The 24,340-nt window shown below is 66.8% G+C and carries 25 protein-coding genes; 13 read left to right on the plus strand and 12 right to left on the minus strand.

Translation table 11 applies throughout. The features are described from left to right. Nucleotides 1-29 precede the first annotated feature (29 nt). Complete coding sequence (locus tag KQ305_RS07870; protein ID WP_259724857.1) at nt 30-812, plus strand: hypothetical protein; 783 nt, start codon at nt 30-32, stop codon at nt 810-812. A 98-nt stretch (nt 813-910) separates the two neighbouring features. Beyond that, nucleotides 911-1,906: a type I glyceraldehyde-3-phosphate dehydrogenase gene (gap, locus tag KQ305_RS07875; protein WP_259724858.1), complete on the plus strand. Its 996-nt coding sequence runs from the start codon at nt 911-913 to the stop codon at nt 1,904-1,906. A 22-nt stretch (nt 1,907-1,928) separates the two neighbouring features. Here the strand turns inward: gap and KQ305_RS07880 are convergent, their stop codons facing one another. Next, on the minus strand, nt 1,929-2,810 hold the full coding sequence (locus KQ305_RS07880; RefSeq protein WP_259724859.1) for a hypothetical protein: 882 nt from the start codon (nt 2,808-2,810) through the stop codon (nt 1,929-1,931). Between the two features lie 74 nt (nt 2,811-2,884). On the opposite strand from KQ305_RS07880, the gene mfd reads away from it, so the two are divergent. The 3 genes from mfd (at nt 2,885) to KQ305_RS07895 (ending at nt 8,029) form a co-directional block, all read left to right on the plus strand. Beyond that, the gene (gene mfd / locus KQ305_RS07885; RefSeq protein ID WP_259724860.1) at nt 2,885-6,493 is read left to right on the plus strand and encodes a transcription-repair coupling factor; all 3,609 of its coding nucleotides are present in this window, start codon (nt 2,885-2,887) and stop codon (nt 6,491-6,493) included. 67 nt (nt 6,494-6,560) lie between these two features. Further along, nucleotides 6,561-7,802, plus strand: a complete 1,242-nt coding sequence (locus tag KQ305_RS07890; protein ID WP_259724861.1) for a hypothetical protein — start codon at nt 6,561-6,563, stop codon at nt 7,800-7,802. Between the two features lie 59 nt (nt 7,803-7,861). Beyond that, nucleotides 7,862-8,029: a hypothetical protein gene (locus tag KQ305_RS07895; protein ID WP_259724862.1), complete on the plus strand. Its 168-nt coding sequence runs from the start codon at nt 7,862-7,864 to the stop codon at nt 8,027-8,029. Between the two features lie 10 nt (nt 8,030-8,039). Here KQ305_RS07895 and KQ305_RS07900 read toward each other — a convergent pair whose 3' ends face one another. From KQ305_RS07900 to KQ305_RS07915, 4 genes are all read right to left on the minus strand, one after another. Further along, nucleotides 8,040-8,261 carry a DUF6737 family protein gene (locus tag KQ305_RS07900; protein ID WP_259724863.1) on the minus strand — a complete coding sequence of 74 codons (222 nt, stop codon included), beginning with the start codon at nt 8,259-8,261 and terminating at the stop codon, nt 8,040-8,042. Between the two features lie 2 nt (nt 8,262-8,263). Beyond that, entirely contained in the window at nt 8,264-9,595 is a 1,332-nt protein-coding gene (locus KQ305_RS07905) for a S41 family peptidase (RefSeq protein ID WP_259724864.1), read from the minus strand. A 69-nt stretch (nt 9,596-9,664) separates the two neighbouring features. Continuing rightward, entirely contained in the window at nt 9,665-10,918 is a 1,254-nt protein-coding gene (gene ispG, locus KQ305_RS07910) for a (E)-4-hydroxy-3-methylbut-2-enyl-diphosphate synthase (protein ID WP_259724865.1), read from the minus strand. 30 nt (nt 10,919-10,948) lie between these two features. Beyond that, on the minus strand, nt 10,949-11,617 hold the full coding sequence (locus tag KQ305_RS07915; protein WP_259724866.1) for a uracil-DNA glycosylase family protein: 669 nt from the start codon (nt 11,615-11,617) through the stop codon (nt 10,949-10,951). A gap of 66 nt (nt 11,618-11,683) precedes the next feature. On the opposite strand from KQ305_RS07915, the gene KQ305_RS07920 reads away from it, so the two are divergent. The 3 genes from KQ305_RS07920 to KQ305_RS07930 all read left to right on the plus strand — a co-directional run bounded on the left by KQ305_RS07920 (nt 11,684) and on the right by KQ305_RS07930 (nt 14,740). After that, a complete protein-coding gene (locus KQ305_RS07920; protein ID WP_259724954.1) occupies nt 11,684-12,862 on the plus strand; it encodes a pyridoxal phosphate-dependent aminotransferase in 1,179 nt (392 codons plus the stop codon). A gap of 44 nt (nt 12,863-12,906) precedes the next feature. Then, complete coding sequence (locus tag KQ305_RS07925) at nt 12,907-13,578, plus strand: GDSL-type esterase/lipase family protein (RefSeq protein ID WP_259724867.1); 672 nt, start codon at nt 12,907-12,909, stop codon at nt 13,576-13,578. Nucleotides 13,579-13,744: 166 nt separating this feature from the next. Next, nucleotides 13,745-14,740, plus strand: coding sequence for a sigma-70 family RNA polymerase sigma factor (locus KQ305_RS07930; RefSeq protein ID WP_259724868.1), 996 nt, complete (start codon nt 13,745-13,747; stop codon nt 14,738-14,740). Here the strand turns inward: KQ305_RS07930 and KQ305_RS07935 are convergent. After that, on the minus strand, nt 14,664-15,425 hold the full coding sequence (locus KQ305_RS07935; RefSeq protein WP_259724869.1) for a DUF92 domain-containing protein: 762 nt from the start codon (nt 15,423-15,425) through the stop codon (nt 14,664-14,666). The genes KQ305_RS07930 and KQ305_RS07935 overlap by 77 nt on opposite strands. A 79-nt stretch (nt 15,426-15,504) precedes the next feature. Between KQ305_RS07935 and KQ305_RS07940 the strand changes: the two genes are divergently transcribed. After that, nucleotides 15,505-15,885, plus strand: coding sequence for a hypothetical protein (locus tag KQ305_RS07940; protein ID WP_259724870.1), 381 nt, complete (start codon nt 15,505-15,507; stop codon nt 15,883-15,885). Here KQ305_RS07940 and KQ305_RS07945 read toward each other — a convergent pair. Beyond that, on the minus strand, nt 15,851-16,642 hold the full coding sequence (locus KQ305_RS07945) for a 16S rRNA (uracil(1498)-N(3))-methyltransferase (RefSeq protein WP_259724871.1): 792 nt from the start codon (nt 16,640-16,642) through the stop codon (nt 15,851-15,853). The two genes, KQ305_RS07940 and KQ305_RS07945, sit on opposite strands and share 35 nt — an antisense overlap. Before the next feature lie 11 nt (nt 16,643-16,653). Beyond that, nucleotides 16,654-17,100, minus strand: a complete 447-nt coding sequence (locus KQ305_RS07950) for a DUF3531 family protein (protein ID WP_259724872.1) — start codon at nt 17,098-17,100, stop codon at nt 16,654-16,656. A gap of 80 nt (nt 17,101-17,180) precedes the next feature. Between KQ305_RS07950 and KQ305_RS07955 the strand changes: the two genes are divergently transcribed. Then, the gene (locus tag KQ305_RS07955) at nt 17,181-17,834 is read left to right on the plus strand and encodes an ABC transporter ATP-binding protein (RefSeq protein WP_259724873.1); all 654 of its coding nucleotides are present in this window, start codon (nt 17,181-17,183) and stop codon (nt 17,832-17,834) included. Between the two features lie 25 nt (nt 17,835-17,859). After that, nucleotides 17,860-18,777, plus strand: a complete 918-nt coding sequence (gene hslO, locus KQ305_RS07960; protein ID WP_259724874.1) for an Hsp33 family molecular chaperone HslO — start codon at nt 17,860-17,862, stop codon at nt 18,775-18,777. A gap of 25 nt (nt 18,778-18,802) precedes the next feature. On the opposite strand, the gene KQ305_RS07965 is transcribed toward hslO, so the two are convergent. From KQ305_RS07965 to KQ305_RS07975, 3 genes are all read right to left on the minus strand, one after another. After that, nucleotides 18,803-19,489 carry a CPP1-like family protein gene (locus KQ305_RS07965; protein WP_259724875.1) on the minus strand — a complete coding sequence of 229 codons (687 nt, stop codon included), beginning with the start codon at nt 19,487-19,489 and terminating at the stop codon, nt 18,803-18,805. A 24-nt stretch (nt 19,490-19,513) separates the two neighbouring features. After that, the gene (locus tag KQ305_RS07970; protein ID WP_259724876.1) at nt 19,514-19,753 is read right to left on the minus strand and encodes a hypothetical protein; all 240 of its coding nucleotides are present in this window, start codon (nt 19,751-19,753) and stop codon (nt 19,514-19,516) included. A gap of 112 nt (nt 19,754-19,865) precedes the next feature. Continuing rightward, nucleotides 19,866-21,518, minus strand: a complete 1,653-nt coding sequence (locus tag KQ305_RS07975) for a peptide chain release factor 3 (RefSeq protein ID WP_259724877.1) — start codon at nt 21,516-21,518, stop codon at nt 19,866-19,868. 146 nt (nt 21,519-21,664) lie between these two features. Between KQ305_RS07975 and KQ305_RS07980 the strand changes: the two genes are divergently transcribed. Further along, complete coding sequence (locus KQ305_RS07980) at nt 21,665-22,450, plus strand: MinD/ParA family protein (RefSeq protein ID WP_259724878.1); 786 nt, start codon at nt 21,665-21,667, stop codon at nt 22,448-22,450. Beyond that, nucleotides 22,447-23,346, plus strand: coding sequence for a hypothetical protein (locus tag KQ305_RS07985; RefSeq protein ID WP_259724879.1), 900 nt, complete (start codon nt 22,447-22,449; stop codon nt 23,344-23,346). The genes KQ305_RS07980 and KQ305_RS07985 overlap by 4 nt, the downstream gene beginning before the upstream one ends. 33 nt (nt 23,347-23,379) lie before the next feature. On the opposite strand, the gene KQ305_RS07990 is transcribed toward KQ305_RS07985, so the two are convergent. Further along, nucleotides 23,380-24,168: a cyclic nucleotide-binding domain-containing protein gene (locus KQ305_RS07990; RefSeq protein WP_259724880.1), complete on the minus strand. Its 789-nt coding sequence runs from the start codon at nt 24,166-24,168 to the stop codon at nt 23,380-23,382. Nucleotides 24,169-24,340: the final 172 nt, after the last annotated feature.

Consider the following 24,340-nt stretch of genomic DNA (forward strand, 5'->3'; position numbering starts at 1 on the left):
AAGACCCACGGACCCTCCCAGCGCCTTCCATGCAACTTCAGGTCCGACTGCTGCACAGCGACGGCGGGCGCCGCGTCGTGCTGGTCTCGGCCCGGGAGGGGGAGCGCTTCCTGGGTAGTGCCCTTGGGGAGGCGGACAACGCGGAGGAGGCGGAGGACCGCGCCAGGGCACGCCTGCTGGCCAGCCTGCAGACCACCGGCAACGCGAGGCAGCCCAGGCCGGCCCCAGCCCAGACCTCCAGGCCGTCGCCGCCGCCGCCGGCTTCAGAGCCTGCAACGCCAACGCCTACGCCAGCACTGACCCAGGAGCAACAGCCAAAGCCAGAGCCCCAGCCCACGTCCCAGCAAGAGGCCTCGCCGGAGCCAACGCCCATGCCGGAGGGGCTCCAGGAGGATCCCCAGGACTGGAGTGCCGAATTGACCCATCTGGATCTGCAGATGCGGCGGTTGGGATGGGACAGGGACAGGGAGGCCACCTATCTGCAGCGATCCTTCGGCCACCCCAGCCGCGACCGCATCACCGTCTACGCCGATCTGATCGCCTACCTGCAGGCGATCGAGGCCCTCGAGCCAGGATGCGATCCCGCCACGGTGGCCGTTCCCCTGCGCCGGGGCGACCTGCTCGACCAGTGCAACCTGCTGCTGCTGCAGCTCGGCTGGGACGGCGCCATGGGTCGCAGTTTTCTGGAGAAGCATTTCGGCGTGAGCAGCAGGCAGCAGCTCAAGGACGCCGACCTGCTGCGGTTCAACATGCTGCTGGAGGAGGAAACCCTGCTGCGTGCCGCCGAGCAGCCTGGGGTCCCCGGGAGCTGAGCCCGTTTCAGCTGACGACAATGGCCCGTCGGGCTCCACCGGCGGCTGTCTGGCCCGTGCGACGCTGCAATTCCTGGTCTGACTCGGGAGACGCGCAGGTGACCATCAGGATCGGCATCAACGGGTTCGGACGTATCGGGCGCCTGGTTTTCCGCATCGCCTGCGGGCGCGATGACATTGAAGTGGTGGGCATCAACGACCTGATCGATGTCGACTACATCGCCTACATGCTGCGCTACGACTCCACCCACGGCCGCTTTGGCGGCGAGGTGGCCGTCGATGACGGCGCCCTGGTGGTGAATGGCCGCCGCATCCGTATCTCCGCCGAGCGTGATCCGGCAGCCTTGCGCTGGGGCGATGTGGGTGCCGACGTGGTGCTCGAGTCCACTGGCCTCTTTCTGAACGACGAGCGCGCCCGGGCCCACATCACCGCCGGCGCCGGCAAGGTGGTGATGTCGGCTCCCTCCAAGGACGACACGCCGATGTTCGTGATGGGGGTGAACCACAGCTCCTACGCGGGGCAGGACATCGTCTCCAATGCCTCCTGCACCACCAACTGCCTGGCGCCGATGGCCAAGGTGCTGAACGACAACTTCGGTATCCGCGATGGCCTGATGACCACCGTCCATGCCACCACCGCCACCCAGAAGACGGTGGATGGCCCGTCGGTGAAGGACTGGCGCGGCGGCCGCGGTGCCGGCCAGAACATCATTCCCTCCTCCACCGGTGCCGCCAGGGCGGTGGGCAAGGTGATCCCGGCCCTGAGCGGCAAGCTCACCGGAATGGCCTTCCGGGTTCCCACGCCCAACGTGTCGGTGGTGGATCTGACGGTGAACCTGGAGCGCGGGGCCAGCTACGACGCCATCAAGGCCGCCATGCGGGCGGCCTCCGCCGGCCCGATGGCCGGGATCCTCGGCTACACCGAAGACGAGGTGGTCTCCACCGATTTCCTCGGCGAGACCTGCACGTCGATCTTCGATGCCTCGGCCGGCATCGCCCTCACGGACACCTTCGTGAAGGTGGTGGCCTGGTACGACAACGAGTGGGGCTACTCCAGCAAGTGTCTCGACCTGATCGCCCACATCTCCGCCTGAGGCCCCGGGCCGGAGCCGGCCCTCAACCCGTCGATCGGGTCCGGCAGTGGGTACGGACCAGGCTGGTGCCGATCTCGAGCTGTCGCTGGTTGGCGTAGGCCTCCCGCTCCAGGGCCTTCTCCCAGTCGGAGGCACCGGCATAGAGGGGATCATCGAGATGCAGCTGCAGCTCGGTGGGGACCTCCTGGCCCAGACCAAGCGTTCTGGGAACGGAGCGCAGGCCGCCGGTTGCACAGCTCTGGGCCACGTGGATGGCCTCGTGGTTGAGCACCTGGGCGAAGTCCACCGTTCCTTTCTCCACCACGGCGGGCTTGATCCTCAGGGTGCGGGCGGCGTGATCCCATTCCCCGGCGGCCCCGGCCTTCTTGGGCTCCACCAGCTGCACCTGCACGCCCACCTGCTCCAGTACGGCGAGCAGTTCGGCGATCGCCCGGCGCTTCTCGCCATGGTCCGGGGGGGAGTCGATCAGGGCCTGCAGCTCCGGCACCGAGAGCTCAGGTTCACCGGCCCGCCTGCGGTAGAGGAAGCGGGTGCCACCACCCGCCAGAGGCTCGGTGGTGGGGATCCACTGCTGGTCGGCCTCCTGGAGGTTCGCCAGCAGGCCGCCTTCCAGAAGGGCCATCGGCCGCAGGCGTGGATCGGGAGCTGGCTCGAAACGCTCCAGCAGCCGGGTGGTGACATCAGGGGCCTGCTCGGGCAGGCTGCCCACCTGCTCCAGCAAGCCGGGGAAGGCGGCCCCGCCCAGCACCAGCGCCGCCACGCCCAGGGCCAGCCCCCAGGCGCGCCCGTGGCGGGGCCTCGGCTCCAGCAGGTCGCCGCAGCGGCCGCAGCGGGGCACTCCCGTGAACGGTTGCTGCAGCCTCAAGGGCCGCTGGCGGCAGGTGGGACAGCGGAAGCGGGCCATCGCAGGGCGAACCGACCCCCAGCATGGACGCAAACGGGTTGCGAGGATCGCCACCGGTTCGATCCCACCTTGCGATGCCCCTCCACGCCCTCGTTCGCCAGCTGCAGTCCGCCACCCTCACCGCTGAGGTGAGGGCGCGCTGCGAGCGGCCCGAGCGGCTGCGGCTGAGTGGGGCGGGACGGGCCGCGCGGGCCCTGGTGGCCAGCGCCCTGGCGGGTTCCAGCGAGGCCCCCCTGCTGGTGATCGTGCCCACCCTGGAGGAGGCGGGACGCTGGGCCTCCCTGCTGGAGCTGATGGGCTGGCCACTGTGTCAGCTCTATCCCACCAGCGAGGGCTCCCCCTACGAACCCTTCGACCCCACCAGCGAGATCACCTGGGGCCAGCTGCAGGTGCTTGCCGAACTGGTGGGCGACGGGGAAGGCGCCCCAGCCGCCAGCATCCCAGCCGCCAGCGGTGGCCGCTTCGCCGTGGTGGCCACCGAGCGGGCTCTCCAGCCGCACCTGCCGCCGCCGCCGCTACTGGCGGCCCGTTGCCTGACCCTGCGCCGCGGCGACCGCCTGGATCTCGAGCAGCTGGCCCTCACCCTGGCCGGCCTGGGCTACGAGAAGGTTCCGACGATCGAGCAGGAGGGCACCTGGAGCCGCCGCGGTGACATCGTTGATGTGTTTCCGGTCAGCGCCGAGTTGCCGGTGCGGCTGGAGCTCTTTGGTGAAGACCTCGAGAAGCTGCGGGAGTTCGATCCGGCCACCCAACGCTCCCTCGATGTGGTCGAGCGGGTGCGCCTCACCCCCACCAGCTACGCCCCCCTGATCGCCGAGGCCCTGCGGGAGCGGATGCCTGACGGCCTGGAGCGACTGCTGGAGCCCGCCGCCCTCGACCAGCTGCTGGAGGGCGGCACGCCGGAGGGGATGCGGCGGCTGATGGGTCTGGCCTGGGAGCAGCCGGCGTCGTTACTCGACTACTTGCCGATCGCCACCTTGGTGGCGATCGATGAGCGGCGCCAGTGCCTGGCCCATGGCCAGCAGTGGTTCGACCATGCCGCCGACCACCACCGGGAGGTGGTGAATGCAACTGATGGCGACGAGGCCACCCCCCTGCCCCTGCCGGGCCTGCTGCACCGGCCGATCGCGGCGGCCCTGGCGGACGTGGAGAGCTTCATGGGCTTCGATCTGGCGGAGCTGCACGAGAGCGACCGCCATCCCAACGACCTTGATCTGGCCAGCCGGCCGGTGCCGGCCCATCCCAACCAGTTCGGCCGCCTGGCGGAGCAGATCAAGGGGCACCTGCGCGAGAAGGCCCGGCCCTGGATTGTCTCCGCCCAGCCGTCAAGGGCTGTGGCGCTGCTGGAGGAGCACGACTGCGTCACCCGCTTCGTGCCCAACGCCCGCGACTTTCCTGCCATCGAGCGGCTGGTGGAGCAGGCCACCCCGGTGGCGCTCAAGCTGCGCGGCACCGCCGAACTGGAGGGGTTCCAGCTGCCGGCCTGGAAGCTGGTGCTGTTCACCGACCGGGAGATCTTCGGCCAGCACAGCCTGGCCGCCGGGGGCTACGTGCGCCGACGCCGCAAGGCGGCCAGCCGCACGGTGGATCCCAACAAGATGCTCCCCGGCGACTTCGTGGTACACCGCAACCACGGCATCGGCCGCTTCCTGAAGCTGGAGAAGCTGGCCATCGGCGGCGAGGCCCGCGACTACCTGGTGGTGCAGTACGCCGACGGCTTGCTTCGGGTGGCGGCCGACCAGCTGGGCAGCCTCGGCCGCTACCGGGCCAGCAGCGACAGCCCTCCCGAGCTGAACCGCATGGGCGGCACGGCCTGGACCAAGGCCAAGGAGCGGGCCCGCAAGGCTGTCGTCAAGGTGGCGATGGATCTGGTCAAGCTCTACGCCGAGCGCCACCAGGCGCCGGGCTTCGCCTTCCCCGCCGATGGACCCTGGCAGAGCGAACTGGAGGATTCCTTCCCCTACGACCCCACACCCGACCAGCTCAAGGCGATCGTGGACGTCAAGCGCGACATGGAGCGGGACCAGCCGATGGACCGCTTGGTGTGCGGCGATGTGGGCTTCGGCAAGACGGAAGTCGCGATCCGGGCCATCTTCAAGGCGGTCACCGCCGGCAAGCAGTGCGCCCTGCTGGCCCCCACCACCGTGCTGGCCCAGCAGCACTGGCGCACCCTCAGCGAGCGTTTCGCCCCCTACCCGCTCAAGGTGGCCTTGCTCAACCGCTTCCGCACCGCCGCTGAGCGCAAGACGATCCTCGAGAGCCTGGCCAGCGGCGCCACCGACGTGGTGGTGGGCACCCACCAGTTGCTCGGCAAGGGCACGGGTTTCCGCCAGCTGGGCCTGCTGGTGGTGGATGAGGAGCAGCGCTTCGGTGTCAATCAGAAGGAAAAGATCAAGGCGCTGCGCAAGGACGTCGACGTGTTGACCCTCTCGGCCACGCCGATCCCCCGCACCCTCTACATGAGCCTCTCGGGCGTGCGGGAGATGAGTCTGATCACCACGCCGCCGCCGCTGCGGCGCCCGATCAAGACCCACTTGGCCAGCCTCCATGAGGAGGCGGTGCGTAGCGCCATCCGCCAGGAACTCGACCGCGGCGGCCAGGTGTTCTACGTGGTGCCGCGGGTGGAGGGCATCGAGGAGGTGGCGGGCCAGCTGCGGGCGATGCTGCCGGGGCTGCGGTTGCAGGTGGCCCACGGCCAGATGCCGGAGGGGGAGCTGGAGAGCGCCATGGTGGCCTTCAATGCCGGCGAGGCCGACGTGATGCTCTGCACCACGATCATCGAGTCGGGCCTCGACATCCCCCGGGTGAACACGATCCTGGTGGAGGACGCCCACAAATTCGGTCTGGCCCAGCTGTACCAGCTGCGGGGCCGGGTGGGCCGCAGCGGTATCCAGGCCCATGCCTGGCTGTTTTATCCGGGCGATGCCTCCTTGAGTGACGCAGCCCGCCAGAGGCTGCGGGCGATCCAGGAATTCGCCCAACTGGGCTCGGGCTACCAGCTGGCCATGCGCGACATGGAGATCCGCGGCGTCGGCAACTTGCTGGGGGTGGAGCAGAGCGGCCAGATGGAGGCGATCGGCTTCGATCTCTACATGGAGATGCTGCAGGACTGCCTGGCCGAGATCCAGGGCCAGGACATTCCGGCGGTGGACGAGACCCAGATCGACCTGCCGGTGACGGCTTTCATCCCGGCCGACTGGATCACCGAGGCCGACGAGAAGATGGCCGCCTACCGGGCCGCCGCCGAGTGTGGCGGCAAGGCGGCCCTGGTGGAGCTGGCCGCCGGCTGGGCCGATCGCTACGGACCCATCCCGGCGCCGGTGCAGAGCCTGCTGCAGCTGATGGAACTGAAGCTGCTGGCGCGCCGCTGCGGCTTCTCGCGCATCAAACCGGAAAAACCCAACATCGCCCTGGAAACGCCGATGGAGGAACCTGCCTTCCGCCGTCTGCGTCAGGCCCTGCCCCAGCACCTCCACGGCCGGTTGGTGTATCAGGGCGGCGCCGGCAGCACCGCCAAGGTGCTGGCCCGGGGCCTGGGCGCCCTGGGCCCCGCCCAGCAGCTGGAGCAGCTGATGGAGTGGCTCACGGCCATGGCCGGCCAGATCCCCGAGGCCGACGGGCTCACCTCCGGCCAGCGCGCCGACGAGCAGAGCGCGAAGAACGCGGCGGTGCTGGTGGTGTGAAGGGGAAACGCTGGGGCTTGGGGCCTGGGGCGCTTCTTGCTAGCAGAGGGGCTGTTCCGCTTTACCGATGATCGATCTCGCCAGCTACCGGCCCAAGGGCGACAAGCGGAACACGCCCTTCTTCGAGACGTTTCTGCCCCGGGTCTATGCCCGGCGGGCCAGCTCGGGGCTGGAGCAGGTGTTGGGGCCGATGGCCGCCCTCGTCATCCAGGTGGACCACGGCAACGGCCTGCCCTATCTGGCCGAGCTGGCGCTCACCGGCCCCTACCGCTACCAGGAGTGCTGGATCAACGCCACCCACCGCCTCTACCTGCTCAAGGGGGGCGAGGCCTTTCCGCGCCTGATCGTGCTGGAGCCGCTCTTCGATGATTTCGAGGATGAGGTCACGCGCTGGAACGCGATGTATCCCCTCTCGATCGACAAGCCCAACGCCCGCTACATCGGCGAGATCTTCCAGGTGTCCTGCTGCCACGATCTGCGCGCCATCCTCGAACCCCAGAACATCCGTTTCGCCTATCCCGGGGAGACCGCCAACCCCTTCTATGCCTCTAAGCACCTCTGTTTCACGTTTCTTTCCGACTACACCTACAACCGGGTCGGTTATGTGGACCGGCCGCTCGATGGCCTGGCGGCCCTGGATCTGGGCGATCGGGTGCTGCTCGATGCGGACGCCCTGGCGCCCATCACCGAAGCCGCCCGATGCCACCGGGAGCACGGCCTGGAGGGCAAGATCCTGGGCATCGATCACCTGGCCACCCGGGTCCTGGCCGGTGAACGGGAGGATGCCATCCTCGAATATCTGACGATGGTTCCCTACTACTACTGGGGCTCCTATGACATCGCCGAGATGAACTCTTCTACCAATGTCACGCGCCATCCCTCGGTGGGGGACGACAAGCTGTCCCCCGCCCGCGTCTTCACGGCCAACAACACCCCCTCCTATCTCAACTCCCTGACCAACCTGCCCATGCCCACCGAAGACTTCGTGCGCAATTTCGGGCGGCGCATGCATCACATGGCCTATGAGGTGGTCGATGGCGACAGCAACGGCGAGAAGAACGTTGATGTGGTGGTGCACACCCTGCGCGAGCTGGGCATCCCCTTTCTCGCCGACATGGTGGGGGAATGCGGTGACGAACCGAATCTGCGCCAGATCTTCTCGAGGAGCTCGCCCTATTCCCAGCTCATCACCGAGTACGTCGAACGCTGCCTGGGCTACGACGGCTTCTTCACCCGCGAGAACGTGGCGGCCCTCACCGAGGCCGCGGGCCATGCGGAGCGCTACGAGCACGGCCACGTCTTCGACTGAACGGGCCACAGGAATGAGAAGGAACGTTAAGATGGCTACATCTTTCGTTACGTGGCCCCATGGGTGAGCTGATCGAGGTCGCAGGCGCCACCCAGAATCCCCTGCTGCTGCCGGCCTTCCTGGGGGTCCTCGGCCTCGGTTTCTTTGCACTGTTCCAGTCCGGCGCCGGCAACAACGACGACGACGACTCCTCCCCCGGTGGCGGCCTGATGCAGCCGGTCGCCTGATCTCAGGGGCTCAGCTGTTCTCGCCGCTGGCCTGCGACCGTTTCCAGGCGGCTGGCATCAGCACCAGGAACAGCAGCCACCAGGCGCCAATCACCAGCGAGACCCCGGCGGTGATCCACCAGAGGTGCAGCACCAGCCAGCTCACTCCGACGATGCCCAACCCTGTGAGCAGGATGCTCCAGGGCTGACACCACCACGGCTTCAGTTGCCAGACCGATTCAGGAAGAGGCAACTTCAGGGTTTAGCAAGGGCCGCCGGCAGATTGGCACTGCCGGGCTGGAAGGCCTTCTGCAACACGGCGCTGGCCTGCATCTGCTTGCGCAGGGTGGATTCGGCCGCCCGGTACTGGCTGTCCCGGTTAGTGCCGATGTCTTCCAGTTTGAGGCGCTGCACCTCCTGCTCGGTCATCTTCACCGGCACGTCCGGGTTGATGCCGTGCTTGTGGATGTCCCGGTTGAGGGGTGTCAGGTACTTGGCGATGGTCACGGTCATGCCCGAGCCATCCGACAGGCCGCGCACCGACTGCACCAGTCCCTTGCCGAAGGTCTTCTGACCCACCAGCACGGCGCGATTGTTGTCCTGCAGCGCGCCGGAAAGGATTTCGCTGGCGCTGGCGGAACCCTCGTTGACCAGTACCACCATCGGTTTGGTGGTGAGGGCCTGGCCGGTGGCCCGCTTGACGTCCTGGATGCCATCGCGGGTCTTGGTGGAGACAATGATCCCTTCGTTGATCCACTGGCGGGCGATCTCAACGCTCGCCACCAGCAGACCGCCTGGATTGCTGCGCAGATCAAGCACGTAGCCCTGCACACCCTGAGACTCCAGGTCCCTCACCGCCGCCCGCATGTCCTTGGTAGCGGTGGCGCTGAACTGCTTCAGGCGGATGTAGCCGATCTTGGTGCCGTCGGGGGCGGTGTTGACCTGGTGGTTGACCGCGTGGATCTCGATCAGCTCCCGGGTGAGGGGGGTGTCGAGGTTCTGGCCCTTACGGCGCAGCACCAGATTCACCGTGGTGCCGGCCTTGCCGCGGATCAGCTTCACCGCGTCCTCGGTGCTCATCCCCTTGGTGCTCTTGCCGTCGATCGAGACGATGACGTCCTTGGGCTGCACACCAGCCCGCGAGGCCGGCGAGCCCTCGATCGGTGAAATCACCACCAGTTCCTTGGTCTCCTTGTCGACACTCAGCTGGATGCCCACCCCGGAAAGCTCGCCGGAGGTGTCGATCTGCATCTCCTTGAATTCCCGCGGATCCAGGAAACGGGTGTAGGGATCGTCGAGGGTGCCCAGCATGCCCCGGATGCCCTCGTAGGCATCTTTGGGGGTGCTGTAGCTCTTGGCCAGCACGCTGCGCCGCAGTTTGCGCCACTGGTCAGGCGTGTATTTACCCGTGGTGTCCAGGTAGTCGCGGAAGACGATCTGCCACGCCTGGTCCATCACCTCCTTGGGGCTGTCGCTGATCGACACGGTTCCCGTGGGGGCCAGCACCATGTCGCGCGCCATCACGGCGGTAGCGGCGCAGGCACCGAGACCAACCAGCACCACGACGGTGGCGCGAGCTCTTCCCATGGTGGGGATCCTCAAGGAGTCTGAAATGTGGTTCCAACGTAGCGCCGTTGCCGGGGCAGGGCCCCCCGTTCAGGGGTCGACCCAGCGACCGTCCTCCTTGATCAGGGCGATCAGCGCCTCCACCCCCTCGGCTTCCGGCACCCGGCGGATCTCCTCCCGCCCGCGATAGAGGGAAATCGTGCCAGGTGTCTTGCCCACGTAGCCGTAGTCGGCATCGGCCATCTCGCCGGGACCGTTGACGATGCAACCCATCACGGCAATGTCGAGCCCTGTCAGGTGGGCGGTGGCGTTGCGCACCACGTGCAGAACCTCCTCAAGGTTGAACAGCGTGCGGCCGCAGCTGGGGCAGGCCACGTACTCCACCATCGTCTTGCGCAACCCCATGGCCTGCAGGATCGAATAACAGACGGGAATTTCTTTCTCCGGTGCCTCGGTGAGCGAGACCCGGATCGTGTCCCCCAGGCCCTCGGCCAGCAGGGTGGCGATGCCGGCGGTGCTCTTGATGCGGCCGTAGTCGCCGTCGCCAGCCTCGGTGACGCCCAGATGCAGGGGGTAGTGGAAGCCCTCGGCGTCCATGCGGAACGCCATCATCCGGTAGGCCGCCAGCATCACCGGGGCCCGTGACGCCTTCATCGACACGACGATGTTGTGGAAGTCGAGCCGGTCGCAGATGCGGATGAATTCCATGGCGCTCTCCACCATCCCCAGGGGGGTGTCGCCGTAGGTGAACAGCATCCGTTCGGCCAGGGAGCCGTGGTTGACGCCGATGCGCAGGGCCTTGTCCTGCGCCTTGAGCAAGCTCACCAGCGGCTCAAGGGTGGTCTGGATGCGCTCGCCGATGGCTGCCACCTCTTCGGCCGTGAACTCGGTACGGTTGGGATCAGGCTTGTCGAACACGTACAGGCCCGGATTGATCCGCACTTTGTCGACGTGCTGGGCCACCTCCAGGGCGATCTTCATGCCGTTGTGGTGCACGTCCGCCACCAGGGGCACCGGCTGGTAGCTGTCCTCCAGCCGCTGGCGGATCTCCTTCACTGCCTTGGCGTGGGCCAGGCTCGGCACGGTGAGGCGCACGATCTCGCAGCCCACCTCATGCAGCCGGCGGATGCCGGCGGTGGCCCCCTCCACGTCGAGGGTGTCCTCATTGATCATCGATTGGACCACCACGGGGTGCTCGCTGCCCACCCACATGGCGCCGACCCGGACGCTGCGGGTGGGCCGGCGACGGATCACCGTCTCGAAGCGGGGATCACTGGCCCAGTCGGCCGGTAGGGGGGAGGTCCCAGGGGCAGAGGTGGTGGGAGTGGCCAGGGTGCCGGTCATCTCGCGTGGGCCGGTGGTGGCCAAAGCCTGTCACAAAGTGGGCGGCGGCGGCGGCTGGTCCAGCTCCAGCCGCCGCTGCACCTCCTTGAGGTCCTGCCAGGTGAGCCATTTGGGGGAGCCCTGCTCCCGTGAGGGATTGCGCAGCAGATAGGAGGGATGGAACACCGGCATCACCCAGCGGCCCTGCCAGGGATGCCACTGGCCGCGCAGCCGGGAGATGCCCCCCTTGATGCCGAGCACCCCCTCCAGGGCCGTGGCACCGGTGAGCAGGAGGATGGCGGGATCCACGGCGGCGATCTGAACGGCCAGCCAGGGGGCGCAGGCCGCCATCTCCTGGGCCGTCGGTTTGCGGTTGTCCGGCGGGCGGCACTTCACCACGTTGCAGACGTAGGCGTACCGCTCGCTGTCCAGCCCCACGCTGGCCAGCATCTGGTCGAGCAGCTGGCCGGCCCGCCCAACGAACGGCCGGCCGCTGGCGTCCTCCTGGGCCCCGGGCCCTTCGCCGATCACCATCAGCCTTGCCGCCGGATCGCCCCGGCTGATCACCACCTGCTGGCGGCCTGCGGCCAGACCACATCGCCGGCACTCCTGGCAGCTCCGTTGCAGTCCGTCCAGGCCGGGCGTATGGCCTGCGGCGAGCGCCTCACCCAGAAGGGACGGTTGCAGGGGGTCGCCGGCCATCGCGCCATTCTTGGCCATGGCCGAGGGGCGTAGGGCAAGATGGCCGGATTGCCGAATCGCGCCCTCCAGACGCCGCTCACCGCCATGCCGGCCCCGTTGTCGCTCTCCGCCCGGGCGCAGGCGTTGCAGCCATCGCTCACCCTCGCCATCACCGCCAAGGCCCGTGAGCTGCGCACAGGCGGCAAGGACATCTGCAGCCTCAGTGCCGGTGAGCCCGATTTCGATACGCCCGCCTTCATCCGCCAGGCGGCGTCTCAGGCCCTCGAGGCCGGCCACACCCGCTATGGACCGGTGGCCGGCGAACCGGAGCTGCGCCAGGCCATTGCCGCCAAACTGAGCCAGGAGAATGGCGTCCCCACCCGGGCCGACCAGGTGCTGGTGACCAACGGCGGCAAGCAGGCCCTCTACAACCTGTTTCAGGTTCTGCTCGATCCCGGGGACGAGGTGCTGCTGCCGGCGCCCTACTGGCTGAGCTACCCGGAAATGGCCCAGTTGGCCGGGGCCAGCGTCCGCTGCCTCACCACAGAGGCCAGCGGCGGCTTCCGCTTCAGCCCCGAGCAGCTGGAGGCGGCGATCACCCCCTCCAGCCGGCTGCTGGTGCTCAACAGCCCCTCCAATCCCACCGGCATGGTGCTCAGCCGCGCCGAACTGGAGGCGATCGCCGCCGTGCTGCGCCGCCATCCCGCCGTGGCGGTGGTGTGCGACGAGATCTACGAAATGCTGCTCTCCCCGGGTCACAAGCACCACAGCCTGGCGGCGCTGGCCCCCGATCTGGCCGAGCGGATCTTCATCGTCAATGGCTTTGCCAAGGGTTGGGCCATGACGGGCTGGCGCATCGGCTGGCTGGCGGGGGCCCGCCATGTGGTGGCTGCCGCCAGCGCCCTGCAGAGCCAGAGCACCAGCAACGTCTGCACGTTCGCCCAGTACGGGGCCCTGGCGGCCATCAGCGGCTCGCGGGACTGCGTCAAGGAGATGGCGGCCGAGTTCAGCCGTCGGCGCGCCCGGCTCAGCGAAGGTCTGATGGCGATCCAGGGCCTGAACTTGCTGCCCCCCGAGGGGGCCTTCTATGCCTTCCCAGACGTGAGCGCCTGGGGCCTCGATTCGATGACCCTGTGCGGCCGGCTGTTGGAGGAGGTGGGACTGGCGGTGGTGCCCGGTGCCGCCTTCGGCGATGACCGCTGCATCCGCCTGTCCTGTGCGGCCTCCCCCGCCACGATCGACGACGGTCTGGAGCGGCTGCGGCGCTTCGGCGAGAGCCTCTGAGCGCCCCGTCGGTGCTGAATGCTCGCCCCACGACGGGCTCACCGATGCAGATCCCCAGGAAGCTGGTGGTGCTGGGGGACAGCGGGGTGTTCGGCTGGGGTGATCCGGAGCAGGGGGGCTGGTGCGAGCGCCTGCGCCGCCATTGGATGGACCTGCCCCAGGGGCCGGTGTTGTACGGCCTGGGGGTGCGCGGCGACGGCCTGGAGCGGCTGGCGGCCCGCGCCGAGGCTGAAGTGAGCCACCGGGGCGAGTTGCGCCGCCAGCGACCCCAGGGGATCCTGCTCTCGATCGGCCTCAACGACACGGCCAGGGTGGGGCGGCCCGACGGCCGGTTCCAGCTGGCGCCCGAGGCCTTCCTGTTCGGCCTGCAGCAGCTGTTGCCCCGGCTGCAGGCCATCGCGCCGGTGTTCGTGCTGGGCCTCACGCCGGTGGACGAGGCCGTGATGCCCTTCGCCGAGCTGCTGTGGTACGACCTGGCCAGCGTGCGGCTCTACGAGGGCCTGCTGGAGGAAGCCTGCATGGAGGCGGATGTGTCATTCCTGCCCCTGCTCGATGGCCTGCTGGCCGACCCCCTCTGGCTGCAATGGCTGTGCAGCGACGGTCTGCATCTCAATGGCGACGGCCACGGCCAGCTCTACCGACGGCTTCGCTCCTGGAGCCCCCTGTTGCATTGGGCCGAGCTGGATCCCCACAGCAGCGTGACGGTGGCGCACTGATCCCGGCTCACGCCTCACGCCTCACTCCTAACTCCTCACTGCTCACTGCACCCAGCTGGCCTTGATGGCATCACCCGATCGGAGGAAGGGAACTCCTCCCATCCGGTGAACCTCCGCCGCCTGCCTGCGGCGACTCTGAAGAAACGGACCCTGCTGGAACACCTCCATGGATCGCCCTCCGCCATCCCCCCCTCCACCGGCCCCCGCGCTGCTGGCGACCCGCCGGGCGCCCCAGCCAGACCTCTGCCTGGGCTGCCGTGAGATCCCTGAGGCGATCGTGGATCGCCGCACCCGCAATCGCCGCCGGCTCAAGGCCTTCGCCAACGCCACCGATCCAGAAAGCCGGCTGCATTGGCGCAACTTGCTGGTGGAGGACAACCTGCCGCTGGTGTACGCGATCGCCGGACGCCAGGGCGCCGACACTGGCCTGCCCTTCGAGGATCTGGCCCAGGTGGGCAGCCTTGGCCTGATCAGGGCCGTCGAAGCCTTCGATCCTGATCGCAACGTCAGCCTCAGCAGCTTCGCGGTGCCTTACATCCAGGGGGCGATGCGGCGGGAACGGCGGGATCGCCAGCCCATGGTGCGTCCGCCCCGGCCCCTTTGGGATCTGCACCAGCAGGTGCTCAGCCTCCAGGAAGCCCGCCGGCGCAAGGGACTGGAGCCATTGCCGTCCGCTGCCCTCGCCGATCGGTTGGCCTGCGACCCGACCCGGCTCGAGGAAGCCCTGGGTGTCCACAGTGCCGCCAGGGTGCGCAGCCTGGATGCCCCCCTTGGCCAGGGTGGAGGCGATGCCGACGCGGCCGGCTGCCTGCTGGATCTGCTGGCGTCCCCCGCCGCTCCCGCTGGGGACGACGAGATGGCAAGCGTCAGCGACGCCCGCAACGCCCAGGGTCAGTGGTTACGGCAGCAGCTGGCGGACCTTGATCCCCTGGAGCGGGAACTCCTGGTGGGCCGCATCGATGTGGGTTGCACCTGGGTGGAGCTGGGCCGGAAACTCGGGATCCCGGCCCGCCAGGCCCAGCGCCGCTGCGACGCCGCCCGCGATCGCCTGCGCCGCGCCGCCCTCGCCTGGCGGCAGCAGGTCCTCAGCCCGCCCCAGGGGCCAGCCCGTGCACCAGACCCATGGCCAGCAGGGCCGCCAGCAGCGTCTGGAGCCCGTTGACCACTTCATTGCTGAGCCAGCCCCAGCGCTGCTGAAGGCTGGCTCCCACAACACTTTCGGCCAGTGTGGCCACCAGCCCGACGCCGCTGACCAGGAGCGCCAGAGGCCAGCCACTGATCATCCCGAGGACCATCATCGTCAGGGTCATCAGACCGCTGCCCACCAGGCTGGCGGCCGTGCCCTCCAAGCTGATGGCCCCCTCGGTGCCGGGCGGCACCGCCCTGAGACTGGTGATCAGCACAGTGTGGCGACCCCAGCGTTTACCGATCTCGCTGCCGAAGGTGTCACCGAGCTTGGCGGCGAAGCTGGCGGCGAACCCGGCCAGCAGCAGCGGCACCGCCGCCAGCGGGGCCCGGCAGGCCAGCAGGGCCAGCACGGTTCCCACCAGGGCCGAGCCCCAGACGTTCTCGGGACCCCGCCGGCCCTCGCGGGCCTCCGCCAGCCCCAGTTCCCGTTTGCGGCGGAAGCCGAGCTTGGTCACCAGGCTGCCCAGGGCCAGATAGGCGACCACCGCCAGCCAGCCACGCCAGCCCAGGCTCCCCCACAGCAGGGTGCCGAGCACCCCGGCATGCACCCAGCCCGCCCGCGTCAGCAGGGGCAGACGCTGGGCGACGGCGATCAGCAGCCCATTGATCACCAGGGCCGCTAGCCAGTGCAGGGGGTCCTGGGGCGGTAGCGACACCATGGTGGGCACCCGACTGTGTTGCACAGATCTAAGCGAGCCGCCCCCTGGTACCGCCTTCGGCGGATAATCCCTGCATCCGGTGGTGCTCCGAATGGTCTTCAAACGACCCAAGTTCTTCCTTGATCTGGGCGGCGGCGAAGGCAACGACCCCTCGGTGCTGGTGGCCCCCCCCATGGCCAAGGTCTCGCCCGAAACCACGGACGCCCCTCAGGCGGCCGAGGCCCAGACCAGCGTGGCAGCGGAGGCAGAAGTCTCCCTTCCCCCCGTCTCTGGCCTCACCACCGCCGAAGAGATCGCCGCCGAACTGGCTGCCGCCGAGGCGCTCCGGCCCGCTCCGACGATGGCCACCTTCGCCCCCGACTGCGTCACAGCCGGTGGTGCCACCCCGATGAAGCGCCGCACCCCCGGGGCCAACCTGGGCCTGTTCAAGGAGATGGCGGCCGGCATGATGCGCTCCTGAGCGCCCGCCAGTCGGCCAGCACGGCCAGGCCGCCCACCGCGGCCGTGGCCGTGCGCAGGATCGATCCCCCCAGGCTGACGGGATGCCAGCCGGCTGCTTCGGCCCGTTCCTCCTCCTCGGGGCTCCAACCCCCTTCCGGACCGATCGCCAGCCGGATCCCGGCGGCGAGCTCGCTGTGGCTGGCCCCATCGGCCAGTTGCCGTAGCCGCTGGCTGCAGAGCGGCAGGGCGTCCCGGCGGGTGGTGGCCAGCAGGGCGATCCCAGTGGCCGGCCGGGCCAGCCAGGTCCCGGCTTCGCACGGGGATTCAAGCAGCGGCTGCCACAGCCGTTCGCACTGCTCGGTGGCCTCCCGCACGATCCCCCGCCAGCGATCGAGCGGGCAGCGCTCAGCGGCGGTGCCGCGCGCGGCCAGCAGGGGTTGCAGCCGGTCGGCGCCCAGTTCGGTGGCCATGCGCCAGACCAGATCCGCCTCCCGCTTGGGCACGGCCATGGACAGCTCCAGGGATGGCGTGATCGGAGCCTCCTTGCGCAGGGGCGCCTGGGGGGCTTGCTCCAGCCGCAGCCGTCGCTCCGGTTCAAGCAGGGCCGTCCAGAGCTGGCCGACGCCATCGACCAGCGCCAACCGATCACCGGGCCGATAGCGCAGCACCCGTTCCAGGTAGTGGCTTTCCTGGTCCTCCAAAATCAGACAGCGGCCATCGCCCCCCCGCTGGGCCAGGGCGGCGATCCGCTCCGGGGCGATCAGCAGCCGGCGCAACTCCCGCCCCATCAGTCCCTGGAGAACGGGCTGTCGGGTTCCTCCTCGATCGGCCAGTCCTCGTTCAGCCCGCCGATCACCAGCTCGGTGATCTCCAGCACGTCATTGTCGAGCTGGCGCAGGGCGTTGATCAGCACATCAAGGGCCAGGGCATCGCTGGTGCCCAGGTCGACCCAGCACCGCGCCCAGTCGTCCTGATACTCCATCGGTCCCATGTTGTGCATCAGGGCCGGCAGGCAGCGCTCGGCGGTCTCGGTGTCGTAGGCGAGCCAGCCGAGATCCACGCCACCTTCATGGGTCTGCAGGTTCTCGGCGTTGAAGGCGCCCAGCTTGCCGAGGAAGAACCAGCTGTCGAAGGCCGTTTCCACATAGCCCCGCTCGGCGCCACCGGGCTGGTCGGTGAAGTGCATCCAGATCCAGCAGTTGAACGGATCCACCTCGCGAAATCGGACATCCATGGGGGAAGGGGGCAAATGGCGCGCATGTCCCCCCATCCAACACGCTCCACCGCCGCAGCGCCGGACGGCATGCTGGTGCCATGCTCGATGTCCTTGGTCTGCGGTACCACCCCGCCACGGCGCCGGCGCCGGTGCTGGCGGACGTGTCGTTGCAGCTGACGGTGGGAGCCCCGGCCCTGGTGGCCGGCCGCAGCGGCAGCGGCAAGACGACGCTGCTGGAGGTGATCTGCGGCCTGGCTGAAGCTGAGGCCGGTCGCTTCCTCTGGCAGGGCGAGGCCCTCAACAGCCGCCAGCGCCGCTGGCTGTGCGGCCTGGTGTTCCAGTTCCCGGAACGCCACTTCCTCGGCCTGACGGTGGGTCAGGAACTGAAGCTGGGCCAGCGCCGCCTCACCGCCGAGAAGGCCGAGGCCGTCCTGCAGCAGGTGGGCCTCGGCAACCTCTCCCTGCAGCAGGCGCCGGAGCGCCTCAGCGGCGGCCAGCAGCGCCGTCTGGCCCTGGCGGTCCAGCTGGTGCGTGAGGCCCGGGTGCTGTTGCTGGATGAGCCCACCGCCGGCCTCGATTGGACCGTGCGGGAGGAGGTGCTCCAGCTGCTCGGGGAGCTGGCCAGGGAACGGGCCCTGCTGGTGGTCACCCACGAACCCGAACTGTTCCGGGGCGTCATCGAGCGGGGCTGGCGGCTCGAGCAGGGAACCCTGAGGCCCCTGGAAGTGTTGCGATCCAGCTCCTTACGATGACCATCGGATCGCACGGGATGAGTTGATGGCGGATCGCATGCTGAGGGCCACCGGTGCCGGCGGCGGCATCCGCTTGGTGGCGGTCACCACCACGTCAGCCAGCCGTCAGGCCAGCGAGCGGCACGGGCTCTCCTTCCTCACGACGGCCCTTCTGGGCCGGGCCATGACGGCCGCCCTGTTGCTGGCCAGCTCGATGAAGGTGGCCCATGGTCGGGTCAATCTGCGCATCCAGTCCGACGGCCCCCTGCGCGGCCTGATGGTGGACGCGGGCCGGGATGGCACCGTGCGGGGCTACGTGGGCCGGCCGGAGCTGGAGCTGGATCTGTTGACCGATGCGGACGGTGGCCACCGGTTCGACTTCCGCCGCGCCACCGGCACCGGTTACCTGCACGTGGTGCGGGACCGGGGCCAGGGGGAACCCTTCAGCAGCACCGTGGAGCTGGTGAGTGGCGGCATCGGTGAAGACGTGGCCTCCTATCTGCTCCACTCGGAGCAGACCCCTTCGGCCCTGTTCGTCGGGGAGACGATCGACAGCACCGGCGTGCGCTGTGCCGGGGGGGTGCTGGTGCAGGTGCTGCCGAAGGCGGCGCGGGAACCGGCTCTGGTGGCGCTACTGGAGGAGCGCTGCCGGGAAATCACTGGATTCAGCGATCGGCTCGCCGCCAATGCCGACCAACTCCATGCCCTGTTCGAGGACATCTTCCCGGACCTCGATCCCCAGCCCCTCGGTGTGGGCTCCGTCGAGCAGCCCGTTCAGTTCCACTGCCCCTGCAGCCGCTATCGCAGCGTCAGTGCCCTCAAGCTGCTGGGCCGTGATGAACTCACCGCCATGCTGGACGAGGACGGTCAGGCGGAACTGACCTGCCATTTCTGCAATGAGGTGTATCGGGTGGAGGCCGCTGAGTTGCAGGAGCTGATTGATGAGCTGGCCCCTGTGGTCTGAGCCCTGCTGATCGCCTAAGCAGAACTCAGGCGATCAGCAGAGCGCCCAGCAACAGCAGCAGGATGGCTGGGATGCTCTGGAGCTGCAGGGTGTTGATCGGCAGGGACTGGCTGAGGGAAGCTCCCAGCCCACCAGCCAGCAGACCGCCAAGGACCAGACCCAGGCAGAGAAGCGCGAAGGACCAGCCCACCGCCCCCAGGAAACGCCCATGGCGCCGCTGCAGGTTGAGCACGGTGACCCCGGTGGCCAGCGCCGTCAAGAGTTCGGGGGCGGCCCCGGGCATCAGCACGAGCAGCACCAGCAGCACCCCATCGGCCGCCAGAGGAAACCAGAGGTCCCGGCCGCTGGCCAGCTGCAGCTGGGGCAGGGAGAAGCTGGGTCGGGGAAGGCGTGAGGGGGGAAGCTGGGGCAGGCTCGGCAGGGCGGAGAGTGCCGGACGGCTCGGAGGCGGGGACGCCTGCTCCCTCTGGGAGGCCGAGCGGGCGGCGCTGCTGACCCTGCCCTGCTGGCGTTCCTTCAGCCGATCCATCAGCACCGCGTCGTAGGCCGACTCAATGCGAGAACGAACCAACGGATCATCACCGGCCTCTCCCAGCCGAGCCAACTTGGCCTCCTGGACCGTGTCGAAGGAGGCATCAGGGGCGACCCCGAGCCGCTCGTACGGATCGGAAGCGTCAGGGGACGGTTGGGGCTGGGCAGATCCTTGGTTCATGCCATCGAGCGTATCGAGGCGAGGCTAAAAAAGCGGTTCGCTGCGGTGATATCCCGCTTCCTGTTGCAGTCGGCGCGTGCAGGCCTCGGCCTCCTCAATAGCCAGCGAACGGCGCCGTTTGAGCAGAGGCATCTGGGGAGGCAGGTGGCTGCCTTCGCGCATCTCCACTGCCCCTTGCGAGGGCTGGAAACTGACGTAATCACTGCCCCCGTCGCTGCGGGGACGCACCAGCCAGAGCGGGAGTGGCGTCACGGATCGAGGCATCGCTGTGACCGTCCGTTGCGGCGTGACGAATTGTTGCTTCATTCTGCCCCCTCTGATCGCCTGACGCGAGGGAGGGTTCCCCTCCGTTGCGGCCGCAGCCAGGAGGCCCGGCTCAGAGGGCAATCGGTTCCACACCGCTCACCACAGGCGCCACCCCATGCAATTCCAACTGGGGATGGTCCTCCTGCAACTGGTGCAGGTTCCAGTCGTTGCGGAACAGCAGCACCGGCCGGTCCCAGGCGTCTCGGACCGTCTTGCAGTTGAACAGGCGGCCGACGCTTTCGAGGGCCGGCCAGCCTCCGCTCACCCAGCGGGCGACGCTGAATTCGAGAGGTTCGAGCCGGCTGGTGACGCCGTACTCGTTCTCCAGCCGGTACTGAACCACTTCGAGCTGCAGCTGGCCCACCGCCGCCAGGATCGGATCCCGCTTGCTCGGGTCGGTGTCGTAGAGGACCTGAACGGCCCCCTCCTCGCGCAACTCGTTCACCCCCTTGCGGAAACTCTTGAACGCCGAGGGATTGGGATTGCGCAACCAGGCGAAGATCTCCGGGCTGAAGCAGGGAATCCCTTCGTATTCCACCCGGGAACCGGTGTAGAGGGTGTCGCCGATGGCGAACATGCCGGGGTTGTTGAGGCCGATCACATCGCCGGGATAGGCGTCGTCCACTACCTCCCGGTCCTGGCCGAACAGCTTCTGGGGGCGAGACAGGCGGATGGTGCGCCCGCTGCGGGCGTGGCGCACGTTCATGTCCTTCTCGAAGCGGCCGCTGCAGACCCGAACGAAGGCCACCCGGTCCCGGTGGCGGGGGTCCATGTTGGCCTGCAGCTTGAAGACGAAGCCGCTGAACTCCGGCCGCAGCGGATCCACCGGTCCCTGGTCGCTCTCCCTGGCCACCGGGGGCTGGGCCAGTCCCAGGAAGGCATCAAGGAAGGGACGCACCCCGAAATTGGTCATCGCTGAGCCGAAGAAGACCGGACTCAGCTCACCGGCATGCACCCGCTCCAGATCCAGTGCTGCTCCGGCGCCCTCCACCAGCTCCAGTTCCTCCAGGGCCTGCTCCAGCAACTCGGCTTCCACCCGCTGAGCGCGGTCGGGATCGCCGGGGGCGAGGCGCCGCTCCAGGCTCTGCCGGCCCCGTTCGGCGCGCTCGAACAGCAGCAGATCCTGGGAGCGCCTGTCGATCACCCCACGGAACCGGTCGCCGCTGCCGATCGGCCAGTTCACCGGCCAGCAGGCCAGTCCCAGCTCCTGCTCGATTTCATCGATCAGCTCCAGGGGTTCTCGCCCCGGCCGATCCATCTTGTTGATGAAGGTGAAGATCGGGATCCGCCGCATCCGGCAGACCTCGAACAGCTTGCGGGTCTGAGGTTCCAATCCCTTGGCCGCATCCACCAGCATGACGGCGTTGTCGGCAGCGGCCAGAGTCCTGTAGGTGTCCTCCGAGAAGTCCTGGTGCCCTGGGGTGTCGAGCAGGTTGATCGTGCTGCCGGCGTAGTCGAACTGGAGCACCGTGGAGGTGATCGAAATGCCGCGCTGCTTCTCCAGCTCCATCCAGTCGGAGGTCACCTTGCGTTGCTCCCCTTTGGCCTTCACCGCCCCGGCCTGCTGGATGGCCCCCCCGTAGAGCAGCAGCTTCTCGGTAAGGGTGGTCTTGCCCGCGTCAGGGTGCGAAATGATGGCGAAGTTGCGTCGTCTCGACACCGCCTCCGCCAGCGCGGCAGCGTCGGGATCAGGGGCACTGGCAGAGGGAGGAGGGGAGATCATCAAACCAGCCTGCCAGGCTGACGGGCCAGGCAGGAAGGCCGAGTGCGCCCAGGGGAGGCGCAGAGGTCGTTGACGGTCGGGGGTGGAACCTGATTGCATGGTCAGGCACGCTCGGATTCACCGTCGGCGGGAGAACAGGGATTCTGATGTCGAAGCCTCGAATTATTGCCACGCACAGCTATCGAGGTGGAACAGGAAAATCGAATGTTACAGCCAATATTGCCATTGAATTTGCTCGATTAGGTTTGCGTGTTGGCATCGTAGATACCGACCTGCCGTCCCCAGGAATTCATATTCTATTTGGTCAGGATCAGCCTCTGAAAACCGTCAATGGAGTTCTTCAAAAAAGGTATCCTTTGCATGAAGCGATTGTGGATGTTACTCCGGAAACAATCCAGAGTCAGGGCGCTGTTCTATTGCTTCCCGGAAGTCCAAAGCCAGGAGATATTGCCCAAATCGTCAAAGAATCCTATTCCATGGAGGCCATGGTTGATATCTACAGGGATTACATCAAGTCGGCGGCACTCGATCTTCTGCTGATTGACACCCATCCAGGGCTCAATGAGCCGACGCTCTACTCGATCACGGTATCTGATTTGCTGATCATGGTCTTACGGCCTGATCGGCAGGACTATCAAGGTACAGCGGTCGCCATCGATGTGGCAAGGAAGCTTGGTGTTCCCGCCATCAGTCTGCTGGTCAACAAGGCGTTGACCTCTTCGGACTGGCCTCAACTGAAGACCACCATCGAAGGCACCTATGGTGAAAGGTGCCTGGGCATCCTGCCCCAGTCCGATGACATTATCCGTTACGGGGGAACGGGTCTGTTCTGCCTGCAGGAGCCCAACCATCCACTCGCCCGTGGTCTTCAGATGATGTCTGCGGCGATTCTTGAGTTGCTGGACATCAAGGTTGAAAACGTCGCCCCATGAGTCTGCTCCTCCCTGTCGCAGCCGTTCGGGGCGCGTTCGATTCCCTAGCCACGGCTTTGATGGTGGTCCCGTCGGCGGAAGCGACCTCGCTGAAGTCAATGCCACCTGCGGCGTCACTCAGTCTGATGGTCCTGTATAGCTTGCTGTTGGTCTTTGGATTTTGTGCGCCGATGATCAATCGATCGATTAATCGCAGCAAGGATAGCTCTTTGCCGAAACACCGTTCCTGGCCCTTCGCGATCAGATCCTTTGCCGGCGGAATGGCGGCTTCCTATGTTTTCATCCTGTTGATCCCAGAGATGGGGCTTTTCAACAGCGAGATCAAGATCCCCTTTTTTAACACCTACTCCCTGGCCTTGCTGGGGTTACTGATTTTCAAAGGGCTGCAGCATTACTGTCGACATCTGGCCGAGGAGCGGACCAGAAGTATGGAGGAATGGGCATTCGTTCATTCCAAATCCCATGAAAAGCATTTAGCCTTCAGAATTTCTGGATATGTTTTTATTGCCTATTCGTCGCTCATCCTGCTGACCCTTCCTTACCAAGTCAGCCATCTGGCCCCAGGGATGGGAGTCTTTCTGTATCTAGTCACCTTTTCATTTCATCTCTGCTTTGAATTATTGAGTCTGAATGATGAAGGTGTCAAGCACTACAATCAGTATGTCCCCATTCCGTTGGCCATTTCGCTGACGGCGGCTCTTGGGCTCGCGCTCAGCGAGGCCATGCCGCAAGCCTATTTGCTGGCATGCATCTCGCTTCTGGCTGGGATCATTATTTATAACGTCTTTCTCGTTGAGTTGCCCAATCCAGATCGGTCTTCCTATGTCTGGTTTTTGGTTGGAGCCGTTACGTTCGTTTTGCTGAATTCACTGACTCTGCGTTCGGTGCCTCACTGAACGATGTCACTGTGGCTGGCTGTGGCCAGGCACTTAGAGACCCTCCCGGCTGCGGGAGCGAATGCTTTGGGCCTTACCAAGCAGATCCAGAAAGCCTTCGGCATTGGAGATCTCTTCCACCTCCAGCTGGGCGCGGGCATGGTCGATTTCGATGCTGAGCGTGCGGATCTTTTGCTGAAGCTCATGCTCCCGTTGTTTAACTCTCTCGAACATCTGTGTGAATGAGGCCCGCGCATTCATGATGGAAGTGTCGCCACCATCAGCGGTCTCGTTGATGTATCTCTGCACATCCCCGTAGCTTCCGGAGGCGATCATCTGAGTCAGATTGCTGAATTCATCAATGTAGGCAAGCATGCTGCGTGATCGCTGAATCAGTGCGCTGAACAATGAATCCCGCAACTTCAGATTTCGATCCAACAGACTGATGGCGATCGCATTGGAAAAGCTCAGCAATGAGGCCTCATCGCTCTCAACAGCGCAGGACGCTGATCGTGTCTTTTCGCCAAATAGGGTCATCTCTCCGATGATGCTGTCAGCCCCCAGGCTGGCAATGGTGATTTCCTGCCCACTTGCATTCTGGATGAACACCCGGATACGGCCTGACTCAAGCAGATACAAGGAGTCAGTGGGATCACCTTCGCGAAACAGCAATTCATTCTTTTTGATCACGACCAATCCCTTGCTATCGTTCGCGCTGGATCGAAACAAGTCTGCCAATTCCGATGTCAGGGAATTGGTTGAAACGGGAACGGATGCCAGCCTGGACATGGGCGGAATCTGCTGATCCATGCCTACACCGTTCTCCAGCGGGTCTGCGGTCATGACGTTATCGGTGGGGGGAGCTGAGTGACATGGCGTTGCTCCGGCCGATCCGCACCATGGCCTGGCTTGAATCGTACGTTGATCCTGGGTGAGGATCAATCGGTAGGGCGGCGATCCACCCGGAACCGGCCGACTCGGATCGGGGCGTTGGGCCCCGTTTTGGTGGACCTGT

Source organism: Synechococcus sp. CS-1332 (genome assembly GCF_025127995.1).
Classification (GTDB): domain Bacteria; phylum Cyanobacteriota; class Cyanobacteriia; order PCC-6307; family Cyanobiaceae; genus Cyanobium.

Bases quoted from the DNA above. Each gene is read 5' to 3' on its own strand.
- KQ305_RS07955 (WP_259724873.1), top strand. From the start codon at position 17,181: ATGCTCGATGTCCTTGGTCTGCGGTACCACCCCGCCACGGCGCCGGCG.
- KQ305_RS07880 (WP_259724859.1), bottom strand. From the start codon at position 2,810: ATGGCCCGCTTCCGCTGTCCCACCTGCCGCCAGCGGCCCTTGAGGCTG.
- hslO (WP_259724874.1), top strand. From the start codon at position 17,860: ATGGCGGATCGCATGCTGAGGGCCACCGGTGCCGGCGGCGGCATCCGC.
- KQ305_RS07925 (WP_259724867.1), top strand. From the start codon at position 12,907: ATGCAGATCCCCAGGAAGCTGGTGGTGCTGGGGGACAGCGGGGTGTTC.
- KQ305_RS07935 (WP_259724869.1), bottom strand. From the start codon at position 15,425: ATGGTGTCGCTACCGCCCCAGGACCCCCTGCACTGGCTAGCGGCCCTG.
- KQ305_RS07905 (WP_259724864.1), bottom strand. From the start codon at position 9,595: ATGGGAAGAGCTCGCGCCACCGTCGTGGTGCTGGTTGGTCTCGGTGCC.
- KQ305_RS07965 (WP_259724875.1), bottom strand. From the start codon at position 19,489: ATGAACCAAGGATCTGCCCAGCCCCAACCGTCCCCTGACGCTTCCGAT.
- ispG (WP_259724865.1), bottom strand. From the start codon at position 10,918: ATGACCGGCACCCTGGCCACTCCCACCACCTCTGCCCCTGGGACCTCC.
- KQ305_RS07895 (WP_259724862.1), top strand. From the start codon at position 7,862: ATGGGTGAGCTGATCGAGGTCGCAGGCGCCACCCAGAATCCCCTGCTG.
- KQ305_RS07890 (WP_259724861.1), top strand. From the start codon at position 6,561: ATGATCGATCTCGCCAGCTACCGGCCCAAGGGCGACAAGCGGAACACG.
- KQ305_RS07930 (WP_259724868.1), top strand. From the start codon at position 13,745: ATGGATCGCCCTCCGCCATCCCCCCCTCCACCGGCCCCCGCGCTGCTG.
- KQ305_RS07980 (WP_259724878.1), top strand. From the start codon at position 21,665: ATGTCGAAGCCTCGAATTATTGCCACGCACAGCTATCGAGGTGGAACA.
- mfd (WP_259724860.1), top strand. From the start codon at position 2,885: ATGCCCCTCCACGCCCTCGTTCGCCAGCTGCAGTCCGCCACCCTCACC.
- KQ305_RS07920 (WP_259724954.1), top strand. From the start codon at position 11,684: ATGCCGGCCCCGTTGTCGCTCTCCGCCCGGGCGCAGGCGTTGCAGCCA.
- KQ305_RS07950 (WP_259724872.1), bottom strand. From the start codon at position 17,100: ATGGATGTCCGATTTCGCGAGGTGGATCCGTTCAACTGCTGGATCTGG.
- KQ305_RS07990 (WP_259724880.1), bottom strand. From the start codon at position 24,168: ATGACCGCAGACCCGCTGGAGAACGGTGTAGGCATGGATCAGCAGATT.
- KQ305_RS07975 (WP_259724877.1), bottom strand. From the start codon at position 21,518: ATGATCTCCCCTCCTCCCTCTGCCAGTGCCCCTGATCCCGACGCTGCC.
- KQ305_RS07870 (WP_259724857.1), top strand. From the start codon at position 30: ATGCAACTTCAGGTCCGACTGCTGCACAGCGACGGCGGGCGCCGCGTC.
- KQ305_RS07985 (WP_259724879.1), top strand. From the start codon at position 22,447: ATGAGTCTGCTCCTCCCTGTCGCAGCCGTTCGGGGCGCGTTCGATTCC.
- KQ305_RS07915 (WP_259724866.1), bottom strand. From the start codon at position 11,617: ATGGCCAAGAATGGCGCGATGGCCGGCGACCCCCTGCAACCGTCCCTT.
- KQ305_RS07970 (WP_259724876.1), bottom strand. From the start codon at position 19,753: ATGCCTCGATCCGTGACGCCACTCCCGCTCTGGCTGGTGCGTCCCCGC.